The organism is Pseudoalteromonas sp. A22 (genome assembly GCF_018141345.1).
Taxonomy (GTDB): Bacteria; Pseudomonadota; Gammaproteobacteria; order Enterobacterales; family Alteromonadaceae; genus Pseudoalteromonas; species Pseudoalteromonas maricaloris.
Genome location: NZ_CP047238.1, coordinates 1,597,790 through 1,615,204, shown reverse-complemented (window position 1 = coordinate 1,615,204; position 17,415 = coordinate 1,597,790). Strand labels below are relative to the sequence as shown.

The 17,415-nt window shown below is 42.2% G+C and carries 16 protein-coding genes and 4 tRNA genes; 12 read left to right on the top strand and 8 right to left on the bottom strand.

Going from position 1 to position 17,415, the window contains the following annotated elements; translation table 11 throughout:
- Positions 1 to 37: 37 nt before the first annotated feature.
- The 3 genes from uvrC to GSF04_RS12030 all read right to left on the bottom strand — a co-directional run bounded on the left by uvrC (position 38) and on the right by GSF04_RS12030 (position 3,927).
- Complete coding sequence (uvrC, locus tag GSF04_RS12040; RefSeq protein ID WP_211859636.1) at positions 38 to 1,861, bottom strand: excinuclease ABC subunit UvrC; 1,824 nt, start codon at positions 1,859 to 1,861, stop codon at positions 38 to 40.
- An 11-nt stretch (positions 1,862 to 1,872) separates the two neighbouring features.
- Positions 1,873 to 2,523, bottom strand: coding sequence for a UvrY/SirA/GacA family response regulator transcription factor (gene uvrY / locus GSF04_RS12035; protein ID WP_010606537.1), 651 nt, complete (start codon positions 2,521 to 2,523; stop codon positions 1,873 to 1,875).
- A 258-nt stretch (positions 2,524 to 2,781) separates the two neighbouring features.
- Positions 2,782 to 3,927, bottom strand: a complete 1,146-nt coding sequence (locus tag GSF04_RS12030; protein ID WP_211859635.1) for a dicarboxylate/amino acid:cation symporter — start codon at positions 3,925 to 3,927, stop codon at positions 2,782 to 2,784.
- 211 nt (positions 3,928 to 4,138) lie between these two features.
- Here GSF04_RS12030 and GSF04_RS12025 point away from each other — a divergent pair, with 211 nt between their 5' ends.
- From GSF04_RS12025 to GSF04_RS12015, 3 genes are all read left to right on the top strand, one after another.
- Positions 4,139 to 6,433, top strand: coding sequence for a carbohydrate binding family 9 domain-containing protein (locus tag GSF04_RS12025; protein WP_211859634.1), 2,295 nt, complete (start codon positions 4,139 to 4,141; stop codon positions 6,431 to 6,433).
- Positions 6,434 to 6,561: 128 nt separating this feature from the next.
- On the top strand, positions 6,562 to 7,530 hold the full coding sequence (gene cysK, locus GSF04_RS12020; RefSeq protein ID WP_211859633.1) for a cysteine synthase A: 969 nt from the start codon (positions 6,562 to 6,564) through the stop codon (positions 7,528 to 7,530).
- Positions 7,531 to 7,689: 159 nt separating this feature from the next.
- Positions 7,690 to 8,556, top strand: coding sequence for a transporter substrate-binding domain-containing protein (locus GSF04_RS12015; protein WP_017218900.1), 867 nt, complete (start codon positions 7,690 to 7,692; stop codon positions 8,554 to 8,556).
- A 98-nt stretch (positions 8,557 to 8,654) separates the two neighbouring features.
- Here GSF04_RS12015 and queE read toward each other — a convergent pair whose 3' ends face one another.
- Positions 8,655 to 9,320, bottom strand: coding sequence for a 7-carboxy-7-deazaguanine synthase QueE (gene queE, locus GSF04_RS12010; RefSeq protein ID WP_211859632.1), 666 nt, complete (start codon positions 9,318 to 9,320; stop codon positions 8,655 to 8,657).
- A gap of 123 nt (positions 9,321 to 9,443) precedes the next feature.
- Here queE and queC point away from each other — a divergent pair, with 123 nt between their 5' ends.
- Positions 9,444 to 10,100 (top strand): 7-cyano-7-deazaguanine synthase QueC, encoded by a 657-nt coding sequence (gene queC / locus GSF04_RS12005; RefSeq protein WP_010375567.1) that lies wholly within the window; start codon positions 9,444 to 9,446, stop codon positions 10,098 to 10,100.
- A gap of 53 nt (positions 10,101 to 10,153) precedes the next feature.
- Here the strand turns inward: queC and cysB are convergent, their stop codons facing one another.
- Entirely contained in the window at positions 10,154 to 11,131 is a 978-nt protein-coding gene (gene cysB / locus GSF04_RS12000) for an HTH-type transcriptional regulator CysB (RefSeq protein ID WP_010375565.1), read from the bottom strand.
- A 414-nt stretch (positions 11,132 to 11,545) separates the two neighbouring features.
- Here cysB and GSF04_RS11995 point away from each other — a divergent pair, with 414 nt between their 5' ends.
- Positions 11,546 to 12,307 (top strand): hypothetical protein, encoded by a 762-nt coding sequence (locus GSF04_RS11995; protein WP_010375563.1) that lies wholly within the window; start codon positions 11,546 to 11,548, stop codon positions 12,305 to 12,307.
- A 67-nt stretch (positions 12,308 to 12,374) separates the two neighbouring features.
- Here GSF04_RS11995 and GSF04_RS11990 read toward each other — a convergent pair whose 3' ends face one another.
- A complete protein-coding gene (locus tag GSF04_RS11990) occupies positions 12,375 to 13,664 on the bottom strand; it encodes an NCS2 family permease (protein WP_045987891.1) in 1,290 nt (429 codons plus the stop codon).
- Between the two features lie 121 nt (positions 13,665 to 13,785).
- On the opposite strand from GSF04_RS11990, the gene GSF04_RS11985 reads away from it, so the two are divergent.
- The 3 genes from GSF04_RS11985 to GSF04_RS11975 all read left to right on the top strand — a co-directional run bounded on the left by GSF04_RS11985 (position 13,786) and on the right by GSF04_RS11975 (position 15,481).
- Complete coding sequence (locus GSF04_RS11985; protein ID WP_010375560.1) at positions 13,786 to 14,235, top strand: SEL1-like repeat protein; 450 nt, start codon at positions 13,786 to 13,788, stop codon at positions 14,233 to 14,235.
- Positions 14,236 to 14,563: 328 nt separating this feature from the next.
- Positions 14,564 to 14,959 (top strand): SulA-like leucine-rich domain-containing protein, encoded by a 396-nt coding sequence (locus tag GSF04_RS11980; protein WP_010375559.1) that lies wholly within the window; start codon positions 14,564 to 14,566, stop codon positions 14,957 to 14,959.
- Positions 14,960 to 15,004: 45 nt separating this feature from the next.
- Complete coding sequence (locus GSF04_RS11975) at positions 15,005 to 15,481, top strand: YchJ family protein (protein ID WP_211859631.1); 477 nt, start codon at positions 15,005 to 15,007, stop codon at positions 15,479 to 15,481.
- A gap of 361 nt (positions 15,482 to 15,842) precedes the next feature.
- On the opposite strand, the gene GSF04_RS11970 is transcribed toward GSF04_RS11975, so the two are convergent.
- Entirely contained in the window at positions 15,843 to 16,364 is a 522-nt protein-coding gene (locus GSF04_RS11970) for a VC2046/SO_2500 family protein (RefSeq protein ID WP_211859630.1), read from the bottom strand.
- Positions 16,365 to 16,476: 112 nt separating this feature from the next.
- Here GSF04_RS11970 and GSF04_RS11965 point away from each other — a divergent pair.
- From GSF04_RS11965 to GSF04_RS11950, 4 genes are all read left to right on the top strand, one after another.
- Positions 16,477 to 16,561 (top strand) — tRNA-Tyr (locus GSF04_RS11965).
- Positions 16,562 to 16,581: 20 nt separating this feature from the next.
- Positions 16,582 to 16,666 (top strand) — tRNA-Tyr (locus GSF04_RS11960).
- 29 nt (positions 16,667 to 16,695) lie between these two features.
- Positions 16,696 to 16,780: transfer RNA gene (locus GSF04_RS11955), tRNA-Tyr, on the top strand.
- Positions 16,781 to 16,806: 26 nt separating this feature from the next.
- Positions 16,807 to 16,891 (top strand) — tRNA-Tyr (locus tag GSF04_RS11950).
- Positions 16,892 to 16,908: 17 nt separating this feature from the next.
- Here GSF04_RS11950 and GSF04_RS11945 read toward each other — a convergent pair.
- Positions 16,909 to 17,406, bottom strand: coding sequence for a DUF2938 domain-containing protein (locus GSF04_RS11945; protein ID WP_249122478.1), 498 nt, complete (start codon positions 17,404 to 17,406; stop codon positions 16,909 to 16,911).
- Between the last annotated feature and the right edge of the window lie 9 nt (positions 17,407 to 17,415).

Genomic DNA, 17,415 nt, shown 5'->3' with positions numbered 1-17,415 from the left:
CTTGGTATTGTCTTTTTTTCTATGTTCGCATGATTGCTTAAGCTTTGTCATGCAAATGATTAAATATCTTTTCAGCCATTTCAGGGCTGATCCCAGGAACTTGCTTTAATTGATGTATATTTGCAGATTTAACTCCCTGCATGCCTCCTAAAAACTTAAGTAGTGCCTGACGTCTTTTCTGACCTACGCCTTCAATCTCTTCAAGCACAGATTGCGTTCTTTGTTTTTGTCTTTTATTACGATGCCCTGCAATTGCAAAGCGATGTGATTCGTCGCGGATATGCTGGATAAGGTGTAATGCAGGTGAATCACTTTCGACATTCACCGTTTTACGACCACCATCTATTAGCAATGTTTCTAATCCTGGCTTTCGGCTTGTGCCTTTTGCAACCCCTATCAGTATCGGCATTTTATTGAGTTGCCAATCAGCGAAGAAAGATTCCGCCCTACCTAACTGCCCCTTACCACCATCAATAAAAATAATATCGGGTACTTTCGCTTCATCCGACATTTTGCCGTAGCGCTTATTTAATGCAAAATCCATCGCTGCGTAATCATCCCCAGGGGTGATCCCAATGACGTTATATCTGCGATACTCTCTATTGTTTGGCCCTTGACCATCGAATACAACGCACGATGCGACCGTGTTTTCTCCCATGGTATGACTGATATCAAAACACTCCATTCTTTGAATGTCTGACAGCCCTAGCACTGCTTTTAGTTTGGCATATCGTTTGGTGATTGAGTCTTGTGCACTTTGTTTAACTTCAATACTGTTTTGCGCATTTTTATTTGCTAATGCAAGATATTGGGCTCGTTCCCCACGAACGTTACATTTGAAATTAACTTTGCGCTTCGAAACTTGAGTCAGTGCAGCTTCTAATGCACTTCCTTCTTCTATTTCGAATGGCAATACAATTTCTTTAGCAATTCTAGAGTGGTTACCCGTTGAAATATAATACTGCCCGATGAAAGAAGTTAGCACTTCATCTGCGCCAGAATCTTTTGGTACTTTTGGAAAATGTGTTTTCGTCCCAAGTACCTTGTGTTCCCTTATCATCAGTACATGAATGGCCACTAAACCGTTCTTCTGCTCATAACCAATGACATCAAGCTCTGCAAAGTTCCCTGCAATGGACTGCTGTTCTTGCATTTGCCTTAATAAAGCAATTTGATCTCTGTGTTTTGCTGCTTTCTCAAAATCCAAAGACATACTGGCGGTTTCCATTCGTTCCACCAGTGCTGAGATGACGTCCTGAGAGCGTCCCGTCAAAAACTGTCGAACCATGGCTACTTGTTCTTGGTATTCTTCGTCGCTTACTTTGCCAACGCATGGTCCTGAACATCTTTTTAACTGATACTGCAAACAAGGTCGGCTGCGTGCGCGGTAATACGCATCTTCGCATTGCCTAACCGGGAAGATCTTCTGCATTAACCTTAGACTTTCCGATACCGCAGCACTGCTAGGAAAAGGACCAAAATATTCGCCTTTTTGTTTTCTACTACCACGATGAAATGCAAGTCTTGGATGTTGATGGGCGCTCAGGAAAATATACGGATAACTTTTATCATCTCTTAAGAGGATGTTATATCGTGGTTGGTATTTCTTAATTAAGTTATTTTCTAAAAGCAGCGCTTCGGTTTCGGTATTCGTTAGCGTTACTTCAATATGGTCAATATTACTGACCAATACTCGCGTTTTACTATCTGTGATATTTGAACGGAAGTAACTAGAAACTCGTTTTTTGAGGTTTTTTGCTTTACCAACATAGATAACCTGGTCGTCCACATCGTACATGCGGTACACACCAGGTTCTGTTGTTAATGTCTTAAGGAAAGGTTTGTAATCAAATTCAGTCATTTAAAAAGAACTTAATGACTGCTATCTATATCGATCATTTTATGGCGAATCGCCAAGTGGGTTAATTCCACATCACCGCTCACATTGAGCTTTTCAAACATGCGATAGCGATAACTATTTACCGTCTTAGAGCTTAGGTTCAAGCGATCTGCAATATTTTGTGCTTTCTCACCTTTAGTGATCATGAGCATGATCTGCAATTCTCTTTCCGATAGCGATTGGAAAGGGTTTTCGTCATTGCGGCCACTAAATTGCGCAAGGGCAATTTGCTGAGCAATTTCTGGCGCAATATAACGCTGACCAGCATTAACCGCACGTATTGCATTGATCATTTCATCGGGGCCTGCACCTTTTGTTAGGTAACCATGCGCACCAATTTGCATTACCTTGCTTGGGAAAGGATCTTCACAATGCACGGTAAGCACAATAACTTTTACATCTGGACAGTAACGGCAAATCTTTTTGGTCGCTTCCAATCCACCAATACCAGGCATGTTCATGTCCATTAGCACAATGTCAGGCTCACTTTGACGACAAAAGGTTACGGCTTCCTCACCGGTTTTGGCTTCTCCTACCACTTTAAAGCCACGCACATCATCTAAAATGCGTTTTATGCCAGTCCTGACAAGTTCATGATCATCAACTAAAAGCACATTAATCAATGGCACACCCTCTACATATATATTGGTAAAAGGAGCGAAGCAACCAACAGCCCCGCTTCCAGATGTTTGAGATTACCACATATTTTTTAAAAGCATAACGATAGAAACGAGAGAAAAATACAATTTTGATATGAATTAACTAAATAGTTAATTTATGAAAGAAGCAGTTTGATTATAATTTCACCGCTTTGTGATTTTAAAGGCAGTCGCTATAGCATTTAGCCATAGCGACTTATAGTAGATCTATTTTTATATGACTCAGCTTTGCTTTGAAAATTTATCGACCCAAAGTGCAATCACACCATCACCGGTTACATTACATGCTGTGCCAAAACTGTCTTGCGCTAAATATAAAGCAATCATCAATGCCACTGCGCCCTCATTAAAACCAAGCATACTGGTCAATAGTCCAAGCGCAGACATAACCGCGCCACCCGGCGCACCAGGAGCCGCAATCATTACGACACCAAGCATAAAGATGAATGGCAACATTTCCGACAATGACGGGACAACCATCTCAGGAGAAAGCAGCATCACAGCCATTGCACAAGTCACTATGGTAATAGTCGACCCTGACAAATGGATGGTGGCACAAAGTGGTACGGTAAAATTGGCAACCTCTTCGTTAACATTATTAGATTTACTTGCACGAAGAGACACAGGAATAGTTGCCGCGCTCGACATAGTACCAATAGCGGTAAAATACGCAGGTAGCATATTTTTGATTAATTCCAGTGGATTTCTACCAAGTAACAGGCCGCTCACCACAAACAAAGTGCTTAGCCATAGCCAATGCATAATAATCGCGGCAAGCAATACTACGCCAAACGTACTCAGGGTGTCGAATACCGTACCAGCTACTGCCATTTCAGCAAAAACACCTGCGATGTAAAGCGGTAATACTGGAATAATAACTTTCGCAAGCAGTGCATCTACCACATCTCTCGCTTCGTCAGTGACACCTTTAAGTTTAGTTAAACCGCACTGGCTCATCCCAATACCAAAGATAAATGCCGTTGCAAGTGCCGTCATCACTCCCATCAGCGGAGGGATCTCAATATTAATAAAGCTATTAAGATGAGACTCTTCCACAGCTTGATAAGCAACGCCCCCGTCAAAGAATGGGATGAAAGCATTAACTAATAAAAATGCTAATGTGCCAGCAATAATGGTTGACCCATAAGCAAAGCCGACTGTCTTACCAAGTAAGTGGCCCGATCCCTTTGGTAAACCTGCTATACCTGAAGCAATAAAAAGCAGGATTATCAGAGGAATAGTAAAGCTGATAAGTTGCCCTATGATCACCTTGAAGGTGTATAAGAGCTCAACTAACACAGCCGGCAAGTACAGACCCGCCAACATACCAGCGACGATACCCGCCACTAGCTTCAATATAAGAGACATAGTTACTTCCTAGCAGATTTTCAAAGGCGTTGTTGTAACATGTTTTTGACCATCTTTGCTATTAATTCGATGGAGATAAATAGATTTGTACATTTTATGTATACATATTCGCCACCTAACGTAAATAATTGCAACTTGACGAAAATAAATTGTTTCAGCTCATTGCATATTATCTAATACTGGAAAAAGTCTCTGTAAAATAATTAAATTCATGCTTAAAGCTGTAACCTACTCTTTTGTCGCGCTTAGTCTATCTAGCCAAACATGGGCACTAGACCCAAATAAAATCCCATTTATCGACAGTTCTGCAAAAATTGATGGTGCACTTGAAGCCGATATTTGGCAACGTGCATTAGAAATAGATATCAACAACATCACTTGGCCATACGAGAACCAATCAAGTCCAGTACAAACTAAGGCCTACGTATATGAGAATGGTCAATCTTTGTTTATTGCTTTTGATGCAAAGGATCCTAATCCTGAGTTGATCCGCGCATTTTATCGTGACCGTGACCGCGCCTGGGAAGATGATCTTGTCGGCATTAAAATTGATTCATTTAACAATGCCCAAAGCGCTTACCAGTTTTTCATCAATCCACTAGGTGTACAACAAGACTCAATTGAAAACGAACTTACTAAAAGTGAGAATGGTTCTTGGAATGGGATCTGGGATAGCGTCGGAAAGATAAACAAAGATGGTTATGTTGTTGAAGTTGAAATCCCACTTCGTGTATTAAATTTTAACGACTCCCTCGCAAGCAAAACAATGGCTTTAGAGTTTCTGCGTTTTTATCCAAGAAATGAAAGGTTGCGTATCTCCAGCATGCAATTGAGACATGCAAATTCTTGCTGGATCTGTCAAATGCCGAAATATCAAGGATTTGCTAAGGCTAAGCAAGGTAGTAACTTTGCCGTTATTCCAACACTAGTCACCAATAGGCGAGAATCTCGCGACATAGATGATGGTATCGCAGAGCCATGGCAAGCCGACAATAATGTCGAGCCGGGTTTAGACGTAAAGTGGGCTATCACACCAGACACGACGCTAAACGCAACGCTAAACCCTGATTTCTCACAAGTTGAAGCTGACACGGGACAATTGAGCGTTAACAATAGCTTTAGCCTATTTTTCCCTGAAAAACGGGCGTTCTTTTTAGATAATTCCGATTACTTTTCTTCTCACCTTAACCTTATTCATACTCGGAACATTTCGGCTCCCGATTATGGCGTCAAGCTTACCGGTAATAAAAACGGTCACACTTTTGCAGGATTTATTGCCAACGATGAAAGACTCAATGTCGTTGTTCCCGGAAATCTGGGCTCGAGCGTTGTCTCATTAGAGAGAAAAAGCCAAAACATGGCACTGAGATATCGTCATGACCTAAACAAAACCTTGTCAGTAGGCGTGACATCGACTACCAGGCAAAGCGACGACTATCGCAACCAAGTTGCGAGTATAGACGCCAAATACAAGCCAACAGATAACGATACCCTGCAAGTGCAGTTAATTGGCTCAGATACAGACTATGATAGCGCTTTTGCTGAAGCGTTATGTGATAGTACGCTCGCGGAGTGCGACCTAAACGAAAGTGTACTCAGAGTGATTGACGAAGATGACCGTGGTGCTGGCTATTACGTTAATTATGAGCACAATCGCAAGCATTGGAAGGCATTTACCAGCTATCAAGCTCGCGATGCAGCACTTAGAACCGATATGGGCTTTATCACTCAGGTCGACTTTAATAAATTTCTTTTCGGCGGTGAGTACCGTTGGTATGGCGATGACAACAACTGGTGGAACCGTGCACGTTGGTACGCCGACTGGGATATTTCCCACAACGAGCAAGGCGAGTTATTAGAAAAAGAAGTGCAAACCAACTTTGCAGTTGACGGCCCGTTGCAAAGCTTTCTTGATTTCGGTGTTGAACATAGAAAACGCACAGGACTGCGACATGATGAAACCCGTTTAGCGATTGACGGCAATACCGATCTATTTACCGAGAATTCACAGTGGACCTATATGGAGTTCAAGCCAATGGCCGGCGTTTTCGCAGGTTTGAACTTAAGTAAAGGAAACCGCGTTGACCTTGCAAACAACCGTGTTGGTGATTTGTATTTCGCCCGTCCGGTTATTAACGTCAATTTTGGCAAACATTTTGAAGTTAGATTACGCCACACATACGAAAAAATGAAAGCAGATGGCGCGGAAGTTTATACCGCAAATCTGAGCGATATCCGCCTGACTTACCAATTCAACATTAATAGCTATTTGAGATTGGCAATCATCAATACAGATATTTCGAGAAACCAGAGCAATTATAACGATGATGTTGATGCGACTTATAAAAGCATCAGCACCCAACTGCTCTATTCCTATAAACTAAACCCACAAACCGTTTTCTTTGCAGGCTATTCCGATCATGGTTATCAAGACGATGATTTGTCAAAGATAACTAAAGACGAAAAGACGGTATTTATGAAGTTCAGTTATGCCTGGTTGATTTAAATATCAACCTTTAAATAACTATTGGCTATAAGCAAATTTGATATATCTTATAGCCAATCTTTCCTTTCGTTTTGCGAAATGCGCAGTAAAGTGATGGAATACAAGCAAACCTAGATTAGGGAACACAAATGACTAAAGTATATGCAGACAACAGTCTAACTATCGGTAATACACCGCTGGTTAAAATCAATCGCGTTTCTGGCGGCAATGTTTACGCAAAAGTGGAAGCGCGTAACCCAAGCTTCAGCGTTAAATGCCGTATTGGTGCGTCTATGATCTGGGAAGCTGAAAAAGCAGGTCTTCTTAGCGAAGGTAAAGAGCTTATTGAAGCAACTTCAGGTAACACGGGTATTGCACTGGCTTTCGTTGCTGCTTCTCGTGGTTATAAATTGACACTTACTATGCCAAATACGATGAGCCTTGAGCGTCGTAAACTACTTAAAGCACTTGGCGCAAATTTAGTGCTAACCGAAGGCGCTAAGGGCATGAAAGGCGCGATTGAAAAAGCAAATGAAATCCAAGCAAGTAACCCTGAAAAATACGTGTTACTGCAACAGTTTGAAAACCCAGCAAACCCGAAGATCCACTTTGAAACAACGGGTCCAGAAATTTTTGATGCACTTGAAGGTAATATCGATTACTTCGTTGCGGGCGTTGGTACGGGTGGCACGATCACCGGTGTTTCACGCTATCTGAAAAATGAAAAAGGCCTAAATGTTAAGTCAATCGCTGTTGAGCCAGTTGACTCACCAGTTATCACGCAAACCCTTGCGGGCGACGAAGTAAAACCAGGTCCACACAAAATTCAAGGGATTGGTGCTGGCTTTATTCCGGGCAACCTAGATCTTGAGCTTATTGATGGCGTTGAGTTGGTGTCGAATGAAGATGCAATTGCAATGGCACACCAGCTGATGAAAGACGAAGGTATTTTAGTAGGTATTTCTTCAGGCGCAGCCCTAGTTGCCGCAAAGCGTATTGCCGAGCAACCTGAAAATGCTGATAAAAACATCGTGGTTATTTTGCCAAGCGCTGCAGAGCGTTACCTAACTAGCCCACTCTTTGCAGACACATTCTCTGAACAAGAATTAGTGCAGTAAGAGTAGAGCTTCATATTCTAGATTACCAAGGGGCATCACTGCCCCTTTGTTTTTTATATTATTCCTTTTAATTTCACTTCCTTTCACTACACTTTATCTATTCGCTACGCTTTTTTGACTTCGATGATTGTAAAGACCTTATTACTCATGTTTTTTCTCATGTTTAGTAGTTTCATCTATGGGGAGAATTTAAACGTTGCCTACTTTAAGGGTGGAGAATTTCGCCTTGTTGCTGGAGAAAAGTATCAAGGGGGCTATCTATACAATAAGAAAGGCAAAAATGCCTTCATTCATATTGTGACATTAGATTGGCCACCTTATATCGGTGCAAACCTCTGCAATAAAGGCTGGGCCTTTCAGTTTGCCGTCGCGCTGCTTACAGATTTAGATTATCAAGTGTATGTTGAATTTTTGCCTTGGGCTCGTGCCGTAAGGGCCGCGGAAACGGGAAAAGCCGATATTTTATTCCCTGAATACTATATTGAGGATTCAGCACCGTCTGACAATCACAAGAATAAGACCCGCAGAGAGCTACTTGCTTTATCTAATGCCTTTCCTGGTGGTGAAATCGGCTTTTTGAAACGAAGAGGTGAAGAAGACCGCTTTGATGGCAATCTAAACTCGGTTAAGAATGAGCTCATTGGTGTCGTGAGGGGCTATCAGAATACCCCAGAGTTTGATGCTATGATGGATAATGGTGAATTTGTTACAGTAGAGGCCGTAAATGATTTACAGCTGGTGAAGTTACTCGTCGGTAAACGCGTAAATTTAGTAATAGGCGATCCAAAAGTACTGCGCTTTACGGTCAATTATTCAGACTTACCTAGAGCTGAGAAAATTGAATTACTAAGAAACATAGAAAACGTGACGCCACCTATAAAGTATAACCACCTCTACTTTGCGCTTAGCAAGCAAAAACCACATTGGCGTGAATTGCTCAAAGACATCAATCGCAATCTCTATCAATTTGAGAACAGTGGCGAAACGCAAAGAATGATTGAAATGGTCAGTAACGAGTGTTATTGACCTCTACATAGAACTTAACGCCTAAGCATCGCGGTTTGTTCAGTACCTCTGCTTAAACACACCGCATTTTTAGCTAAAATACGCTTAGGCAAATCGCTTTAGTTAATCCCTAAATACTTGTGCACTTGAACTGATAAGCGCCAATTTTTCGCTTTGCAATTGTCTATTGCAAGCTTAGTGGCCTTGGCTTTTTGGCTGATTGGCTGAAGATACACTAACTTCGGTTCAACTCCAGTTTGTACAAATAACGCCTCTAATTCCTCAATATGCTTTTGCATCGCGACGGGGTGCTTTATCTCATCGGCACGAGCCATTGCACTTGGAAGTACTTTGTAACCCCCACGCATATTAATTTTTGGCGACACGGTAACCCAAGTTTCAGCTGGCGCGAGGATCTCAAATGTACCACTGGTTTCGATCTGTGTGCTGTACCCTTTACTATGCAATAACTCGCATAATGGGCGAAGATCAAACATACAAGGTTCACCACCGGTGATCACCACATGTTTGGCTTGGTAGCCCCGCGCCTCGAAAATCGCCAAGATCTCGTCAGCACTCGCGTTCGCCCACCACTCTGAGTCAGCCTTTTTTTCTACAGTGTTATCCAATGAAACAATAAAAGTGTCGTTGGTTTCCCAGGTTTGTTTGGTATCACACCAAGCACAACCAACTGGACAGCCCTGCAAACGTAAAAAGATTGAAGGCGTACCAGTGAAGCTTGCTTCACCCTGAATTGTTTCAAATATTTCGTTAACCTTGTACAAAATGGCCCCGTGTTTAAGATAAAGTTGTCGAAAAATACCGCGAGAAAATTGTCATTTCTCCAGCGGCCGTGTAGTATATCGCGCCCTGAAGTAAACCTCTATCAAAATCGAGGCAAATCACCTATGAGCGAAAAAGTTGTCGTAATCTATTCCGGCGGAATGGACTCTTACACTGTACTAAACAAGGCTGTCCGCGAGGGCCATGAGGTTTATGCACTGTCTTTTAACTATGGCCAGCGACATGTAAAAGAGCTACAAGTTGCCGCTGACGTATGTGCAAAACTCGGCGTTGCTCATAAGGTCGTTGATATCTCTGCTATCAATCAATTATTGTCAGGCTCTAGCCTAACAGATGACATCGACGTGCCAGAAGGCCACTATGAAGAAGAGAGCATGAAGAGCACGATTGTGCCTAATCGCAATATGATTTTGCTTTCTCTTGCGGTAGGTTACGCTGTCTCTCTAAAAGCAAATAAGGTATTTTACGGTGCTCACTCTGGCGATCATGCAATTTATCCCGATTGCCGCCCTGAGTTCGTTAAAAAGATGGATGATGTTTGCCGCATTGCGAACTACGACGCCGTTGAAATTGTCAGTCCTTACCTTAACAACTCAAAAATTGATATCCTGACCGACGGTCTAAAAATGGGATTAGATTACGCTGACACTTGGACGTGTTACAACGGCCGCGAAAAAGCATGTGGTAAGTGTGGTGCTTGCCAAGAGCGTCTCGAAGCGTTTGAGTTAAACCACGCAACAGATCCGCTCCCGTACGAATAACAGTATCGAAAAAGGCCTCTGTTGAGGCCTTTTTCATATGCTTTTCAAGTGCTTCACTTTACTGGAAGCGTCATACCTTCAAATAGCTTGTCGATATCATCTTGATTTCGTAGCAAGCTTGCACGCTCTACCACATCTTTTGTGAGATGCGGTGCAAATCGCTCAATAAAATCGTACATGTAGCCTCTTAGGAAGCTTCCTTTTCTGAAACCAATTTTCGTCGTACTTGCTTCAAATAGGTGACTCGCATCGATGCAAACTAAGTCGCTGTCAGACTTTTCATCAAGTGCCATTGACGCCAATACGCCAACGCCGAGTCCTAATCTTACGTAGGTTTTAATCACATCGGCGTCTGTTGCAGTAAACACGATGTGTGGCTCCAAACCATGAGCATTAAATGCTTTATCCAGTTCTGAGCGGCCAGTAAACCCAAACACATAAGTGATCAACGGATATTTAGCGACGTCTTGCACCGTAAGTGCACTGCCTTTTTGTGCAAGTGGATGGTCTTTGGCGACCACAATACTGCGATTCCAATGATAGCAAGGTAGCATGACCAGATCACTGTACAAATGCAGTGCCTCGGTGGCGATAGCAAAGTCAGCATCACCTCGAGCGGCAGCATCAGAGATTTGTTGTGGCGTACCTTGATGCATATGTAAAGAAACTGCAGGGTATTTTTTCATAAACCCTTGGATCACAGGAGGTAACGCGTAACGAGCTTGTGTATGCGTCGTTGCGATGTTCAGTTTACCTTGATCTGGTAAGGTATGTTCATTTGCAACCGCTTTGATCCCTTCCACTTTAGAGAGGATCTCACGAGCAATATTAATAATTTCATTACCCGCGCCCGTAACATGCGTTAAATGCTTACCGCTACGGCCAAAAATTTGTACCCCCAACTCGTCTTCAAGCATGCGCACTTGCTTTGAAATACCGGGTTGAGAGGTATATAAACTTTCCGCCGTCGCTGACACATTAAGGTTGTGATTCAACACTTCGACGATATATCTCAATTGTTGTAATTTCATATTGCTTTTATTCTTATGATCTCTTGATGTTGAGCATCAGCCCATAGCAAAACCGCTTTTTTGTTAGCTAGTTTAGTGCAAAGCGATAAAAACCGCCTGTTACGACCTTATGTAGGCTAGCACATTTGGTAAAAATGAGGTAGCCAAGAGGTACTAAATATCAGCATTTTCACTGACGCTCCGACAGTCATTTGGCCAAATAGCGAATATTTTGACACGCTTTTGCAAACTCACGTGCTAAATCTGGCGACTATCTTTCACTAAAACTAACCGCTCATTTAGGCATCGACTATACTAAAAAATAATGAATTCTTTATCTTTTTTACAGGTTATTGTCGTAAACCTGTTCAGAATAGTACGAATTCATGTAAGATTAAAAAATTACACTGGTGGTTACATGAAAGAGATTTCAGTATGTTTGTTTCTATTATAATAATGTTGATTGTTGCACTTATCGTCATAGCAGTTTGGGTAAGCGCGATCCAGCAACATAAAGAGAAACAAGAAGCGGAGAGACGTAAAGAACTTGCTAAGCAAAAACGCGTAATAGAAGAAGCGGAAGACGTCATCATGAACGGCAGCAATATTCCGATGTCTGAAGTCATGATCCGTATCATTCAGCGCCGCGTGCATGACGCTTTAGCCGCAATGGTGGAGTTGTCTCCTACTTCGAAAGAATTAAAAAGTCGCTTACACGAGTCGCAAGAGCGCTTAAATACTCAGCCTGAAAAAACAGCTGACTCAGACTCGATAGCACTTCCTGACAATGACAAGCAAATTATCGCATTAGTTCAAGGCATAAAGAAATTACGCCAACTACTGCGCTCTGAGCATAGTAAAGGTAAAGTAGACACTCAATTGTTCGTTAATGAAGACCGTAGGCTGGAGCGATTTCAGCTTAAAATCAATGTTGAAAGCCAGATAAAACGAGGGCTTTCAGCAAGGACTGCAAATATGGTCGGTTCGGCAAGACAATACTTTGAAAAAGCTTACGCTACAATTTGCGCCGTCTCATACAATGATGACTATGTAAAAGAGAAAAAAGCACAGCTGGAAGGTTATTTAGAAGAGATCAGCAGTGAACTTAGAGCGTCCAACGCATCAGCGGTGAAAAAGAAAGCAGAGCAAGAACAAGACGACTTGGACGTATTGTTTGCACCGAAGAAGAAATGGTAACACCATCATTTACGTAAAAGGCTGGTCACCCAGCCTTTTTTATTACAAATGAAGTAAACCCACTTGCTTAACCAAAAGCAAACTTAACGATAAAGAGTACTGTCAGTACCCAAACGCTGATACTGATTTCATTTGCCTTATTACACGCCAACTTAACTGCCGTATAAGAAATAAAACCCAAAGCAATACCATGCGCGATTGAAAACGTGAGCGGTGTCATCAATAACACAACACTGACCGGAATAGCATCGCTCATCTCATCCCAATTAATCAACTTTAGGTTTTGTAGCATTAATACCGACACATACAATATCGCGCCTGCCGTCGCATATGCAGGAACCATCTGTGCCAGTGGCGCAAAGAATATCATGAGTAAGAAGCAGATCCCCACGACCACGGCTGTCAACCCTGTTCGGCCACCAACGGATACACCTGACACTGATTCGATGTATGAAGTCGTCGTTGAGGTACCGAGCACTGAGCCAGCAATCGTCGCAGTGCTGTCAGCTGACAGTGCCCTACCCAACCTTGGCATGCGACCATGTTCGTCAGATAATCCAGCCTTTTGCGTCACCGCAACCAATGTGCCGCTGGTATCAAATAAATCGACAAATAAAAATGCAAATACCACGCTAAGCATGGAAAGCTCAAAAATTCCGCTCAAATCCAACTGCATATAGGTCGGCGCGATGCTTGGGGGCATATCAACAACCCCATGATAATCTACAAGCCCAAGCCCCCACGCAATACCCGTTACCATTAAAATGCTGATAAGCACGCCACTTTTGACTTCACGGTACATAAGCGCCGCAATCACAAAAAAGCTCGCAATAGCTAATAGCGGGCCGGGAGAAGTGATATCACCAAGTTGTACTAATGTAGCATCGCTTGCGATAACAATTTTCGCGTTCTTTAGCGCGATTAACGCTAAGAATGCGCCAATACCTGCCGCGATCGCACGCTTTAGCACGATAGGTATAGCTTGGATCACCCACTCGCGAACTTTGAATACGCTCAAAAATAGAAATAAACAGCCCGACATAAATACCGCGCCTAATGCACTTTGCCATGTATAACCCATGCCAAGCACAACACCATAGGTAAAAAAGGCGTTTAAGCCCATTCCAGGCGCAAGCGCTAACGGATAGTTTGCCCATAGCCCCATAATAAAACAGCCGATTGCGGCTGCGATACAAGTTGCTACAAAAGCAGCGCCGTGATCCATACCAGCTTCTGCTAGCATTGCAGGGTTTACAAAAACGATGTAAACCATAGTAACGAATGTCGTCAAGCCAGCAATCACCTCTGTTCTTACATTGGTGTGCATAGCTTGCAGTGAAAATAACCGCTCAAGCATAACTAAAATTACAAATTTGAGGAACAAGTGGTTGGATTTTAACACGAATCACTTTAAAACTCGGACAAAATAGTTAAAATTCAGCTACACTCTGCTTATCAACATTATTGCGAATAAAGATATGGATCAAAATAGCACCGACAACTCAGCAAACCATGACTTAGAACAGCAGCTGCTGAATGTGCTTGAATTTGTAACGTCGCCATTAAAAGCAGACGCAAAATTCCCAGATCTTCATGACAATACCCAAGCTTTGAAAAAAGGTCTCTATTACCTAAAAGAAAAGTCTTTTCCGCTTGCGGCAAAATGGCTAAGACTGGCGGCGATGTCTGGTGATTTGAAGGCACAGTTCTTTTTAGGTTTGTTGTTTATGAAAGGTCAAGGAGTGCCACCCAGTCCTTTTCATGCAGCCGCTTGGTTAAGTTTGGCCAGCAGCCAAGGGCACAAAGGCGCCGAACAGGTACTACTAGATGTACGCCGCTTCCTTACAACTAAGCGCTTTAGAGATGCACAGTGCTATGCTGCAACACTTTACGAGCAAATCCATCAACTACAGCATATTAGCCAATAAATTAAATTTTACTCACCAAAATATAGGCTAGGCGTAGCCAAGCCTCTCTTCAGTAAACGTACGCTTACCCTCTGCAACGATCACAATAGTACAGTAGGAAAACTACTGTATAGCAGCTGAGAAAACTTCCTAATGCTTTACTCATACTGAACTTTCGTCAATTAAGCTCTCATTTCAAAAAACCACAACCATTTGTTTTATATTAAAAATTTAAACTAAATAAAAATTAAGCTTGAATATTGATTAAAAAGCTAGCAATTTTCCTTGCATTCACACACTGTATAAACTACTGTATACAAATACTGTATAGATAACCAGTGAGACAATTATGTTACACAGCAATACACTTCTACAGCCAAATAATTCGACTTATTACACACTTAACGAAATCAATAATGTAATCGTTGAAGATGAGATCGTCGCTAGCTTAGAGTTACTTAAAGTTTTACATAAATGTCAGCATAAACAAGGCTGGACGCTACTCGTTGCGCCCGATAATGTACCAAACAAGTCACTGCTAGAAAGTGCTTCAGTTGATGCAAGCAAGTTGCTCGTCATTAGGCAAAAGCACATATACGACCTTGAGTATGTACTTAAAAGTGCTATCAGCAATGGTAATTTCGCTGCGGTGGTGATTTGGACTGATATTGCATCAGTGCAAACTATCAACAAAATGGAACTGCCGGTATCTGACGTTGCGATCCACTGTTTTCAAAGCGCTTAACAAGCTACAATAACAGGATATAAATTTGTTAAAACTGAAGTTTTTATGTCTTGTTATTGCAATTCATCCCTTCCCTATTCGCAATGTTGTGAGCCGTACCTTAAGGGACAAAAATTCGCAGAGCGTCCACAAATACTCATGCGCTCTCGCTATACTGCATACTGCTTAAAAGATGCAAAGTATATTCATGACACCTACGCCCAGGCTAAACAATCACAAAACAATATCGACGATATTGCTGCATTTGCTAATTATGCACACTTTATAAAATTGGAAGTGCTAGAAGAAGTAGTAGAAGCTACTCAGGGGATCGTTGAGTTTAAGGCGCACTATATCGCAGAAAACACACACTATATACTCCATGAGCGGTCAAATTTTATTACCGAAGCAGGCAGATGGTATTACTTAGATGGTGAATTGTACGATACACCTACAACCAAAGTAGGCAGAAATGACCTCTGTCCGTGCGGCAGTGACAAAAAGTACAAAAAGTGCCACGGTACCAAAAATAACCTGAATTAGAGATTAGATACAAAGCAATAAAAAAGCTTGAAGCAAGCTAAGGATGATTAAAGGCCGTTTAGCTTATACCAGTTGTATTAAGTAAATGATCTATTTTGAAGCGGGGAAATAGCTTTAGTAGCAAGGCAAACATTTTGCTATTTAGTTGTTCTAAATGAGAAATTTTTAACGAAGCTAATATGCTATTTCACCCTTCAAATTGATTAGAGAATTAATTCAATTGGTATTAAACATGAGGCACGATAAGCATGGCGTTTTATGTCAGTCTAGTAACGAAGCAAACAGCTGTGAAATGACAAGTTTTAATACCCGTTTGTCTTAAATTTGCTCAATTTTGAAGGAGTAAAAGCAGCTAATGTTGTTACGCCGTCGCGCGTAACATACTCTGCATATCACCCGTTGCAATTTGATCATAAAAACCAGCCGCATCCATTGCCTTATCAGCAACTAAGGCCTGTTTACCTTGCGCGCTCGCCAAACGTCTTTTAACCGCTGGTTCCAAATTTTCTACGACTTCGAGTGGAATATGCTTTTTATCATTTCGTGCGGCAAAAGGTTCTGGATTTAAATTTTCTTGCAATCGCAAGGTTGCCATCGCCCCCATAGATACCAGCTGCGCGTTATGCTGACCAATAAGCATATTGTACTCTTTTGGCGCAAGCGGCTTTTGTGGACCTATTTCAAATTGCTTTTTTAGTGTTTCTTCTGAGTTATCTTTTGCGGCAGCTTCAGATTTTGGTAGGTGAAATTGGCTAAAATCTAATGCATCGGTTGATAGCATAGATAACAGCATGGCAAAATCGGCAGAGCGCGTCTCATGAACACTAATGTTCAATGCGGATCCTAATTGCGACTCACTGATTAAAACGCCATCAATTTGCATGTATTCCAACCGATTATTTTGCTAATTATGAATTTATCGGCCTTTTTCCGAAAAACTTTAGTAGTTTTCTTTACTTCGAAAAAAACTTTGTTATTATCACCGCCGTTGTTTAGGAGGGGTTCCCGAGCGGCCAAAGGGATCAGACTGTAAATCTGACGGCTCAGCCTTCGCTGGTTCGAATCCAGCTCCCTCCACCATAAACAACAGTTACAATTTCGGAGGGGTTCCCGAGCGGCCAAAGGGATCAGACTGTAAATCTGACGGCTCAGCCTTCGCTGGTTCGAATCCAGCTCCCTCCACCACTTTCAAATTGTAACGCTTTAAAATGTATGGAGGGGTTCCCGAGCGGCCAAAGGGATCAGACTGTAAATCTGACGGCTCAGCCTTCGCTGGTTCGAATCCAGCTCCCTCCACCACTTTTAAAGTAAACGCTCCAAATGATGGAGGGGTTCCCGAGCGGCCAAAGGGATCAGACTGTAAATCTGACGGCTCAGCCTTCGCTGGTTCGAATCCAGCTCCCTCCACCACCTTCTATTGCTTGCTCTCACAATAAGCTTACATATATAAACGAGCTTAAAAACAATCCAAAGCCAAAAATCAAATGTGCTGCCATACTTTTTACCCTTGCCTTATTCGGCTCTGGTAATTTAGATGCTGCTACCCCTGCACCAAAACAGGGTTGCATAATAAAAAATGGAAAAACACACGTTATTAAGCCAAAAACTAACGCAATGAAAAGGCTAGGCTCAGTCAACCAAGGCTTGCCCACGCTCAGTAGTAACACCAAGGCGAATACAATCCCAATGAGATAATGCACGCCCCAGCCAATGACACGTTCACCAAATATTGGTTTACTACGCCCGATACCTTGATGCGTAAGCTGACCTTGACACAAGTGTCCAATCCACCTACCAACCAATGCATAATCTAAGCCCTTTATGGCAAACACGCGACTGAGCATAAATGCCCACAAATCCATAACAAGCGTTGCACCTACGCCAATCACAACTGCTGGCATTAACATCATATATAGGTTTTCCACAATTTTTAC